Origin of the sequence: Nostoc sp. (assembly GCF_036916735.1) — a bacterium.
GTDB lineage: Bacteria > Cyanobacteriota > Cyanobacteriia > Cyanobacteriales > Nostocaceae > Nostoc.
Genome location: NZ_JBALFV010000106.1, coordinates 17,327 through 26,857 on the forward strand (window position 1 = coordinate 17,327; position 9,531 = coordinate 26,857).

Consider the following 9,531-nt stretch of genomic DNA (forward strand, 5'->3'; position numbering starts at 1 on the left):
CCTACAGTAGAAAAATATTTATTTGTATTCTCTGCAAATGACTACTGATTTAGTTCGTTCCTACCTAAAAGAGATTGGCCGTTATCCTCTTTTGAGCAAGGAGGAAGAGGTCTCTTATGCAAAGCAGGTGCAATCGATGATAAAGCTTGAGCAGCAAGCAAGAGATTTGGCATTACGGCTGGGACGAAAAGCGACTTCTTCTGAATTAGCTCTTTGGCTCAACAAAACAGAAAAAGAGTTGCGCTTGATTGGTTTCAAAGGACAAAAAGCAAAGAACTGCATGTTAACCGCTAATCTTCGATTGGTAGTGTCAGTTGCCAAAAAGTATAAGAACCCTAATATGGAGCTTCTTGATTTAATCCAGGAAGGCTCTTTAGGGTTGCACAAGAGCGTAGAAAAATTTGACCCAACCAAAGGATATAGATTCTCAACTTATGCTTATCGATGGATTCAGCAGGCGGTTGGAAGGGCGATCGTGCAAAAGTCCCGCACCATTTGCTTGCCAGTCAACTTAAGCGAAAAAATAAATAAGATTAAGAGAACGCAAAAAGTCTTATTTCACTCACTGGGTCGGCGTCCCACGAGTGCAGAAATTGGCGAGGTTCTAAATCTAAGCGAACAAAAAATAGTGGAGTGTTTAAAGTACTCCAGACATCCTGTTTCCCTGAATTTATGTCTTGGTGAAGGAGAGGATATAGAATTAGTCGAAATCTTACAAGCTGATGAAGCCCCGCTTACTGAGCAGATAGATCAAAAGCTTTTGCGTGACAATTTGGAAAATATCTTATCATCCCTGCCCGATGTACAACGGCAAGTATTGAGTTTAAGATACGGAATTGACTCAAACAAAGAACTGACTTTAGACCAGGTTGGAGAACAGCTTAATATTTGTCGAGAGCGAGTTCGCCAGATTCAGAATGAAGCAATTCGCCGTCTGCGTTTAAGGTACGGTGACATGAATTACAGCTTTTAAATCTTGATATTACCCTGATAGCAATATTTTATTTATATGCTCAATGATTTATTAGTGTCGTTTTTTTTAATCCCGGACAAAAGATTGCCGGACTGGTTTAATTTTTGCCTTGAGATAGCCTTGAGATAACAATTTTTATTAATTATTGTGTACTTTTTCTGATGATTGCTGCTTTAATCAAGAAATTGCTGAAATACTTTAACTCACTTTAGATCAGGTTGGCGAAGCGTAATAGATCCGATATCATCAACGCCCTCTTCTCTGACTTCAGCAGCAAATCTTTCAGCAGCTAATGCAATTTCCAATGGTTTAAACAGGATGCTTGCCGCCATTTTTCTCTTCCATTGATGAAGCAAGTCTACAAGTATTTCTATGTTCTCACTTTGAATTTTTTCAGGCATATTTTATAAAAAAGTAAAATATTTAGTAACAACTTATTGCTAATTGCTTAAAGTGTGTTACAACTGACCCGTATTTTACATTAGGTTTCTGAGGCTTTATGACTAAAACAGCCGATGCTCTAACAGCTCAAGGTGCGCTGCTTAATAGACCTCTTGCAAAAGTCCCAGATACGTGAGACAAGTAGGTTAGAGTTGGGTAGCATTTATGACCTATGACCAAGTAAAGAGCCTAAAGCCAGAAGAGTTTAAACGCTTGTGTGGTGTACGCCCGGAGACTTTTAACCAGATGCTAGAGGTAGTGCGATAAGCCTAACGGCATGGCTTCGCTTACCGCAACAGCGAACAAAACAAAAAACAGGACGGCCAGGTAAACTCAGTTTGGAAGACCAATTGTTGATGACATTGGAATATTGGAGCGGAGCCGGAGACGCTCCGCCTCCGGAGAATACCGCACATACTTTCATATTGGTCAATCGTGGAGAGTAAACGAGTCTACAGCTTACCGAATTATCCGAAAAATAGAAGACACACTGACTAAATCCAGGACTTTCACTCTTCCAGGCAAGAAAAGACTGACAAATTCTGATTATCAGTTACAGGTAGTGATAGTTGACGTTACTGAAAGCCCGATTGAACGTCCTAAAAAAAACAAAAAAAGTTCTACAGTGGTAAAAATAAACAGCATACATTGAAGTCTCAGGTAGTGGTAGATCAGGCGAATGGTAAAATCATCTGTACTGCTCATGGCAAGGGTAGAGAGCATGATTTTCGGATATTTAAAAATAGTAAACTTAGGTTCAGAAAAGACATAGAATGCTTAGGAGATAAAGGTTATCAAGGTATTCAGAAACTGCATAACAATAGTTGGATTCCTAAAAAAAAGCCAAGAGGAGGTAAGTTAAGTGATGAAGATAAAAAGAGGAATCAAGAATTAGCCAAAATTAGAGTTTTAGGTGAGCATATAAATCGGAAACTCAAGGTTTTTAAAATTTTGTCCCTTACTTATAAAAATCGTCGAAAAAGATTTAGCTTAAGGTTTAATCTGATTGCTGCTCTCTACAATTACGAGCTTTGTCTCCCCAAAATCAAATCTTCCTGAGTGACTTTTGCAAGAGGTCTAATGAATATTCAGTAGTTATTCGGGAATTGATTAAGCGTAACAGTGATTTACAAGTAGACAAAGACAATGCTACTGCTCAAATCGCCGCACTGCTTGATGCCGATGAAGCTACCGCTTCAGCTATTCTGGCAGACAATCCCCACATTCAATCGCTAATTGATGAAGCTTCCGCAGCTTTGCCAAGTACGCCAAGAGCAGTTGAAGCATCGATTGCCGCAAGTTAAACGCAATATTATTGTAGTAATCGTTTCTAGAAGAATACTCCAGTCACTTCTTGGGTATTCTTCTAAAAATATCCAGGAAAATTTTCCTAGATATGGGTGATGAGAGATTAATATGATCACAAAAGCGATCGCACCGACGGTAATCAAAATTCAGCCTTGGCGCATTGCAAGAGGCGGTTCATGATTTCTGTGTATTGAAAAGCAAGAATAAACTTTGTCGAGGTGATGCCATACTCTGCCAGCACCGCCCTGACTTCGCAATCTTGCAGCTTTAGTTCAACTCTGGCGATCGTCCAGAGTCTAGTGGCTTGAGCTTGAGTAATTAGTCTGTCGAACATGATTTAGCGCAATACCAAAATTTCTTCAAAGCTAGGATTGATCAACTGTTCGCTACCGATAACTATCACGTTGTCTGTGCTAGCTATGAATTTTACCCTTAATTGTTCGGTTCCATTCCAATCTTCTAAAGCCAAAAATATGTGGGCGTAATATTGCTGGCGATAGCTAAATGCCCATACGAAAGTTTGTCCTGCTTTTACGATTGTTTCCACAATTGAAAGGTTTAGTCCAGGAAAATTTTCCTGGATTTGCTGTAGTGATCGCATTCATGGCAGTTTCCGGCAATCGAGCTTGGAGGCAAATTATTGACATCCTCTCGCCGCTACACCGCAAGCGGGAGATTCCTAAACCTCACGATTCAGGTTTCTGTTTCCTTCCCTTACGGGTTTTTTGCAACTGCCCTTTAGACTTATGCCCATCAGGTCTTATGTTCGCTCCACAGACTGCAACTGCGAGTCCCGCAGCCAATATATTCCGACTGGCGTTGATGTCTCGGTCGTGGTGTGTTCCGCAATTGGGACAGTCCCACTCTCTGATACTCAACGGTAGTTTATCAATAATATGCCCACAGTTTCCGCAGCGTTTAGAGCTTGGAAACCATCGGTCAATTTTCACCAAGGTTCGACCATACCACTTAGCTTTGTAATCAAGCTGCCTCACCAATTCCGACCATGCCGCGTCGCTAATAGCACGGGCAAGTTTCGGATTTTTAACCATGTTCAAAACCTTCAAGTCTTCAACCGCTATCGTTTGGTTTTCACGAATCAGTCGGGTTGTCAATTTGTGGGTATGGTCTTTACGAGAGTCAGAAATTTTAGCTTGAATCCGAGCAACTTTGAGTCTAGCTTTATCACGATTGTGAGAATCTTTTTGCTTTCGACTCAAAGATTTTTGCACTCTCTTAAGCCGTTGATAATGCTTGTCAAACGCCTTGGGATTAGCAACTTTTTCACCTGTACTCAGGGTAACAAGAGAACTGATTCCCACATCCAATCCAACAGCATTATCTACTGGCTGCATTACTTGATTGGTTGAATCGTCAATACGCAAGCTAATAAACCAACGTCCAGAAGGCTCAAATCTGACTGTGATAGTTGTCGGTTCACATCCATTAGGGAGTTGCCTAGACCATTTAATTGGCAATGGCTCAGAACACTTAGCCAAGTAGACTTGTCCATCTTTCCATCTGAAAGCTGACTTAGTAAACTCTGCACTACCGCCACTACGCTTCTTTTTAAAGTTGGGGTATTTCGCCCTACCTGCAAAGAAATTAGTGAATGCAGTTTGCAGATGTCTCAAACCTTGTTGCAGTGGTACACAACTAACTTCGTTCAAAAACTGGAGGTCATCAAGTTTTTTTCAAGAAGTCAGCATGGCACTTGTTTGAACGTAGTCTACTCGTTCTTGCCTCTCGTACCAAGCTTCGGTTCGACAAGCCAACGCTCGGTTAAACACCAGCCGCACACAACCGATTGTTCGACGCAATAGTAATTCTTGTTCCGCATTCGGGTAAAAACGGTAGCGGTAGGCTTTTTCCATATCTCAGGGTGTGAAGCTCCTCACTTGTCCTATTCCTCTCGCTGCCAAACTTGGTTGCGGCCGGAGTCTCCTGGGGTGTTGTTAGATGATCGTAGAGGAAACGAGCTAACGTAACAGGCTCCCTTACACTTCTCCTCTAGGCTGACAAGTGATCTCATTCTTCCTTCCTTTGTACTAGTCTTTGAAGATACTCTTCAACGCTCACCCCGTCTCGATCTGCTGATGCCTGAAGGGTTGAAGCCAACTCCGAACTAAGTTCAATCGATTGCTTCTGTTCAACTTGAGATTTAGCCTCATATACACCAGACCGAAGAATTATCACTTTTGCGGCAGTTATCCGGTCACTTCCGGTTCGTAGCATCTCCGCAGCGATCGCAGCCTCTATCTCATCTCGATTAGAAAAAGCCCGTGCAACCGCAATATCCCACAAGTGAGTAGCCGAAGACTTTCCGTAAGCGTCTATCCAGATCGAAACTAATTCGCCACCGTGGCAGACACGCGGGCTGACTTGAATTTTTTTAGGGGTTAGCTCATCAGGATCGAAAAACATGGCAGTTACTATATCTTTTGTTTATTCTATCCAACATACTGCCATGCTTGAGGATAAACTATGATAATTTAAAAAAAGAGATGCGCCCGATGCTGACACACCGGACGACTTCCCCGACGACAGACATTACCTGTAGAAGGAGCGATCGCATTATGACTCAACAGATACTTCCTTTAATGCACCCAAGGGAGTTTCTTTATGAATTCCCATTAACCTATGGACAGCTAGCGCAGCAGCTAGGAGTAACAATATACGCAGTTGATAACTGGATGGGTAACAGGGCTAATCCATCCAAACAAACACAAAGACAGGTCGCTGATTTTGCAGCAAGACTTAAAGAAAATGCTCAACTAAGAAAGTCTGTATTATCTACAGAAGCAGAAGAGTAATTGGAAAGTGTCTGTAATTACTACAGAGTACCTATTGCCCGCCGAGTGCGGGTTTTTTATTGTAGAGGTGTGAGCAGATCGTGAGCGATTCATGAACACAGCCATGAGCAGATCGTGGTCTGACATTTACAAAACAGAATGGGCTTTTAAAAGGCTTGATGACGTACTTAACAAGGCGATCGTTGAACTTCCAGACGTAGTTCGAGAGTTCTATGGAGGGGCAGACAGTACGCTGAGGAGAGACTTGTTATGTCTTGTACCAATGAAAGTTAGACCCCGTGGATTTGATTTTATTCCTCAAGATGAAAGCTTTAAAAGAAGCTCCATTGAGGTACTTTTTGAATTTAGAAAACTGGTCAAAAAATACCAGTACGATACAGCCGTTCGATTAATTCACCAAACAATGGAGGAAATTCATGAGTTACAAAACTGCACAACAAGCTGTTAGAGGCGCTGCCAAGCCTCCTGAGACTCGCTCTGAGCAAACAGGGCAAGAAGCCGGGTTTGTGATGGAAGACCAGTTTGAAGCTTTCGATGAGGCGGTTGCAGACAGCATTGTTGATTTGCGCGGCGCCAGGATTATGCAGCGAGTGCTGACCCGTATCGGTGGTGGGGATATGGGCAAAATTGCTCCGCAGATGTTCAAGTCCTTTGAAGTTGGGACTTTGAACGCATTGGGGGAGCAAAAGAAGCACAAGTTTGGGAAGCCCACGCCAAATCAAAGATTATGGCGTGGGAGGATGTCACCGTTTGGAAGTCGTGGCTGAAATATAGCTAATCGTTACTTTTACGTGGCAAACGGCGCTTTCGAGTTACAATTTCTAAGAAGCTTTCTATTGCCGTTTTATGCCGAAAGTTAAGCTTAAGCCTGGTGACATCAAAGAGTCCGATTTGTGGACTCTGCAAGAGGTTCACGACGAGTTGGGAAGAGGGTATAGCCCAAGAACGATTAGAAGAAAAATTGCTGAAGGGTTTTACAAGCAAGGTGTACATTTCTTTCGTACCGGAGGAGTGGACGGAATCATCAAAATGCACATGCCATCTATCAAGCAAAACCTGATCGACATCAACAGCTAGTCCTTAATGCATGGCTTACACAATTTTTAATAAGCAAATCGATCTAAGAAAAGGTAAAGCTATACTGCGGCTTTCAGAATGTAACTATCCGTATGATTACATTGCAGGAATTACAGCTTTCTGGCAAAAAGTCGAATGTCCCTCTGAATGTAAAGGTATTCTCTCTATTCAATGGGGGATAAATTTTGTACCTTGGATAGATTTTAGGTTCCCAGTTGAGGTTTGTGTAACCTGTGTTGACGATTCGATCTTCAGCTACTACGTTGGCAACGCTTGGTCAGAAAAAGAAGCGATCGCCAAATTAACAAAAATCATTGATGAAAAACGTAACAAGTATGGGTTTAGACTTTCTGAGAAGGAGGTCAGGCACATTAACGAAAAAGTAGCTAGCTTGGATGTTGCTTAAGAGCAAACCAATATTCACAACATTTATAGGCTGAAACACTTATATATTCAGCAAAAAAGTGCTTTAAAGCAAATCATTGGGGGGCTTAGGTCTGTCAATTTTTGCGATCGCCTTGTTGTAATCGGCGATGTAAACTGATTCATCAAACCACGCCCTGTAAACTTGCAGATGCACGTTAAGAGAATGCCCCATGAACTTCGCCGCTCTATCGGGAGCGATGCCAAATTCAAAGCAGCGGCGGGCGTAGCAGTGGCGAAGATTGTACGCTGAAAAAGGCGCTTTGCGATCAAAGAACCATTCAGAAACTTTGGTACCAACTTTGGAGTTTGTGTAGTTCAGGTGGTCGATGTTTGGCAAATAGACATCCTGCAAGTTCCATGAATCTGCCCACTTATGATAAAGCGGAACGATAAAGCGCTTGCCTGTTTTGCCAAGATTTAGACGAATCATCGGAAAATCTTCCAGCGACAGTCGGAATGGTTCATAGTTTCTTAACCCGTAGGTGGCAAGCATCCGCACGACCCACTGCCAATTTGGGTCTTTAATGCTATCGCAGAAATCAAAAATTTGTTGGTCGCTGGGAAGTGTTCGCGGGTCAACAGAGTTAGTCGAATAGTTTCCAGTCAATTTGCGAATTTGTTCCTTGCCTTCTAGCCCGGCAAATTCTGCCAACCTTGAGCAGTAGTCGCAAGCCCGTTTTCTGGGACGACTATCGGGTTCGGTTGTTTTGATGTAGTCCAGTAAAACTTCAATAGTCAACGGCGCATCTTGAGGTAATTTGGAAAATACTAAGCCGTGGTCTTTTTTCCAGTTGCCAACTCTATCTGGTGTTTTCTTGATTCTCTGCCAGTAGTCCTTCTCGTACTCTTGGCACGAGTCCTGCACCCGCCGCGCTTCCAATCTGGAGGGAGCAACTTTGTCTAAGTCAATCCATTCACCCCAACGAAAGTTCCCTGACTGCAATTGTCCGGTCAAAAGCTCGGCCTTGGCGATAGCGTATTTTATGCCTTTTTCAGAAACGATCGCATTGCTGCCCAACGATACAAACTGAGGATAGTCCTTGTCTTTACCAAGAATGTGCGGTTTGGGTGGCAGAGTTCCCCTCAGCCACAAACGGTTACCTCGCTTGTAAATTTTGACTCGATTTCCTTTTTTTGTCAGCCGCTCATTCGCTTGCTGAATCTTCGTTTCCATTGGATCGTTCATGCCAAAAATGTAGCTAATTTTGTGACTACTTTTGACATAATACGGCAATGAATGGCAACAAATGGCAAGGGTATATAATGGTCTGCAAAGCTTGGATAATTACCCCAGTTTTACCCCAGAAACAATAAAGGACGGGTTTCTACCCGTCCCTGCAATGCTTGTAAAGCTTAGTATTCTTTGAAGGCGGCACCCGGATTTGAACCGGGGGTGAAGGTTTTGCAGACCTCTGCCTTACCACTTGGCTATGCCGCCACAGCAAGATTCCCTCAACTACTTTAATGTTGCTAAGTATCTTAGTAGCCATTTAGTAGTCATAGGGCGCTAGTTAAACCATGATAGCATAGGATTCTGAGGTAGAGATAGTAGGTTAACTGGATGTTTCTGGTAGTCTTTAGGCGATCGCTAAATGCACATCATCAACCAAATCCAAAGTTTTTGAGGTAGAGATAGTAGGATGTTAGTCTTTAGGCGATCGCTAGAGAGTCCTGATTACAGGTTGACCATAAATAAGTTATGAGTTATGAATTTTAATTTCTCACTCCTCACTCCTCACTTCTTACACCTTGACTTCATCGGCGAAACTACCCCATCGGACAAAGTGAAATGGGCCGGCGATAGAACCCCACAGATGTTCATCAGTATCTAAATCTCTTCCCCGATCAAGGCTAAAAAATTCTTTAGCGTCAATCTCAAATTCGTTATCCAGATAAGTATTTTTGCCGTCACGAACCACAATGCAGCATTTTCCAGGTTCAACCCTGCCTTTAAAGCTGTTACCTGTCCACTCTACAACCATGTTGCAACCTGACATTTTTTCCAATTGATCAACAGATAAACCTTTTAAACGTTCGGGATCGCGAGATGCGCCGTAAAATTTTTGTTCTTCTTTAACCGTGTAGTGTTCAATAACAATGTGGTTTTCTGCCGGAATCAATTTCATTACCCGCATCCGGTAGGGTTGATTGAGCATAAAATCATAAGCTTGTTCGAGAAACAAACTTACTCCTGAGAACAATTCCAACGGAAGGGGACGGATACACACGCGAATGTGGGCATAAAAAGGCGGATTTTCAAAAGCTTGTTGTTGATTGCTAAAGTCAGCCGCCATCAACTGGGCTAAAGTGGCAATATCAGTAGAATGAGTCACGTTGCTTCGCTCCGAATTCAAAATTCACGCATTCAAAATTAGTAATCTCCATACTTCGGCTACGCAGTTCGACTGCGGTTCCATCGAACAAAGCCGAGATGCTCACCGTAAACTCAGTAACCATAAATAAATTTAGAGGCTTGTATCATGAGTCTGTTTC

Annotated in this window: 14 protein-coding genes, 1 tRNA gene and 2 pseudogenes; 8 read left to right on the top strand and 9 right to left on the bottom strand. The window is 42.5% G+C overall.

Going from position 1 to position 9,531, the window contains the following annotated elements; all coding sequences use genetic code 11:
• Positions 1 to 37: 37 nt before the first annotated feature.
• The gene (locus tag V7L20_RS25755) at positions 38 to 973 is read left to right on the top strand and encodes a sigma-70 family RNA polymerase sigma factor (RefSeq protein WP_334746802.1); all 936 of its coding nucleotides are present in this window, start codon (positions 38 to 40) and stop codon (positions 971 to 973) included.
• A 203-nt stretch (positions 974 to 1,176) separates the two neighbouring features.
• Here V7L20_RS25755 and V7L20_RS25760 read toward each other — a convergent pair whose 3' ends face one another.
• Positions 1,177 to 1,374, bottom strand: coding sequence for a hypothetical protein (locus V7L20_RS25760; protein ID WP_334746803.1), 198 nt, complete (start codon positions 1,372 to 1,374; stop codon positions 1,177 to 1,179).
• A gap of 205 nt (positions 1,375 to 1,579) precedes the next feature.
• Here V7L20_RS25760 and V7L20_RS25765 point away from each other — a divergent pair.
• Together V7L20_RS25765 and V7L20_RS25770 are read left to right on the top strand one after the other, a co-directional pair.
• Positions 1,580 to 2,473 (top strand): annotated as a pseudogene (locus tag V7L20_RS25765) (IS5 family transposase).
• Between the two features lie 47 nt (positions 2,474 to 2,520).
• Positions 2,521 to 2,718, top strand: coding sequence for a hypothetical protein (locus tag V7L20_RS25770; RefSeq protein WP_334746804.1), 198 nt, complete (start codon positions 2,521 to 2,523; stop codon positions 2,716 to 2,718).
• Positions 2,719 to 2,861: 143 nt separating this feature from the next.
• On the opposite strand, the gene V7L20_RS25775 is transcribed toward V7L20_RS25770, so the two are convergent.
• From V7L20_RS25775 to V7L20_RS25795, 5 genes and pseudogenes are all read right to left on the bottom strand, one after another.
• Entirely contained in the window at positions 2,862 to 3,056 is a 195-nt protein-coding gene (locus V7L20_RS25775) for a hypothetical protein (protein ID WP_334746805.1), read from the bottom strand.
• A gap of 3 nt (positions 3,057 to 3,059) precedes the next feature.
• A complete protein-coding gene (locus tag V7L20_RS25780; protein WP_334746806.1) occupies positions 3,060 to 3,323 on the bottom strand; it encodes a hypothetical protein in 264 nt (87 codons plus the stop codon).
• Positions 3,324 to 3,408: 85 nt separating this feature from the next.
• A pseudogene (locus tag V7L20_RS25785) lies at positions 3,409 to 4,404 on the bottom strand (RNA-guided endonuclease InsQ/TnpB family protein); the annotation flags it as partial.
• Between the two features lie 12 nt (positions 4,405 to 4,416).
• Positions 4,417 to 4,596, bottom strand: a complete 180-nt coding sequence (locus V7L20_RS25790) for a helix-turn-helix domain-containing protein (protein ID WP_334746807.1) — start codon at positions 4,594 to 4,596, stop codon at positions 4,417 to 4,419.
• Between the two features lie 154 nt (positions 4,597 to 4,750).
• Positions 4,751 to 5,146: a hypothetical protein gene (locus V7L20_RS25795; protein ID WP_334746808.1), complete on the bottom strand. Its 396-nt coding sequence runs from the start codon at positions 5,144 to 5,146 to the stop codon at positions 4,751 to 4,753.
• An 89-nt stretch (positions 5,147 to 5,235) separates the two neighbouring features.
• Between V7L20_RS25795 and V7L20_RS25800 the strand changes: the two genes are divergently transcribed.
• The 5 genes from V7L20_RS25800 to V7L20_RS25820 all read left to right on the top strand — a co-directional run bounded on the left by V7L20_RS25800 (position 5,236) and on the right by V7L20_RS25820 (position 7,018).
• Positions 5,236 to 5,535 carry a hypothetical protein gene (locus V7L20_RS25800; RefSeq protein ID WP_334746809.1) on the top strand — a complete coding sequence of 100 codons (300 nt, stop codon included), beginning with the start codon at positions 5,236 to 5,238 and terminating at the stop codon, positions 5,533 to 5,535.
• A gap of 103 nt (positions 5,536 to 5,638) precedes the next feature.
• Positions 5,639 to 5,983, top strand: a complete 345-nt coding sequence (locus V7L20_RS25805; RefSeq protein WP_334746810.1) for a hypothetical protein — start codon at positions 5,639 to 5,641, stop codon at positions 5,981 to 5,983.
• On the top strand, positions 5,952 to 6,302 hold the full coding sequence (locus V7L20_RS25810) for a hypothetical protein (RefSeq protein WP_334746811.1): 351 nt from the start codon (positions 5,952 to 5,954) through the stop codon (positions 6,300 to 6,302). Before V7L20_RS25805 ends, V7L20_RS25810 begins: the two co-directional genes overlap by 32 nt.
• Before the next feature lie 79 nt (positions 6,303 to 6,381).
• Positions 6,382 to 6,612, top strand: coding sequence for a hypothetical protein (locus V7L20_RS25815; protein ID WP_334746812.1), 231 nt, complete (start codon positions 6,382 to 6,384; stop codon positions 6,610 to 6,612).
• Between the two features lie 10 nt (positions 6,613 to 6,622).
• A complete protein-coding gene (locus V7L20_RS25820) occupies positions 6,623 to 7,018 on the top strand; it encodes a hypothetical protein (RefSeq protein ID WP_334746813.1) in 396 nt (131 codons plus the stop codon).
• A 63-nt stretch (positions 7,019 to 7,081) separates the two neighbouring features.
• Here the strand turns inward: V7L20_RS25820 and V7L20_RS25825 are convergent, their stop codons facing one another.
• From V7L20_RS25825 to V7L20_RS25835, 3 genes are all read right to left on the bottom strand, one after another.
• A complete protein-coding gene (locus V7L20_RS25825) occupies positions 7,082 to 8,212 on the bottom strand; it encodes an integrase (RefSeq protein WP_334746814.1) in 1,131 nt (376 codons plus the stop codon).
• A 193-nt stretch (positions 8,213 to 8,405) separates the two neighbouring features.
• Positions 8,406 to 8,476 (bottom strand) — tRNA-Cys (locus V7L20_RS25830).
• Between the two features lie 304 nt (positions 8,477 to 8,780).
• A complete protein-coding gene (locus V7L20_RS25835; protein WP_334746815.1) occupies positions 8,781 to 9,371 on the bottom strand; it encodes a chromophore lyase CpcT/CpeT in 591 nt (196 codons plus the stop codon).
• Positions 9,372 to 9,531: the final 160 nt, after the last annotated feature.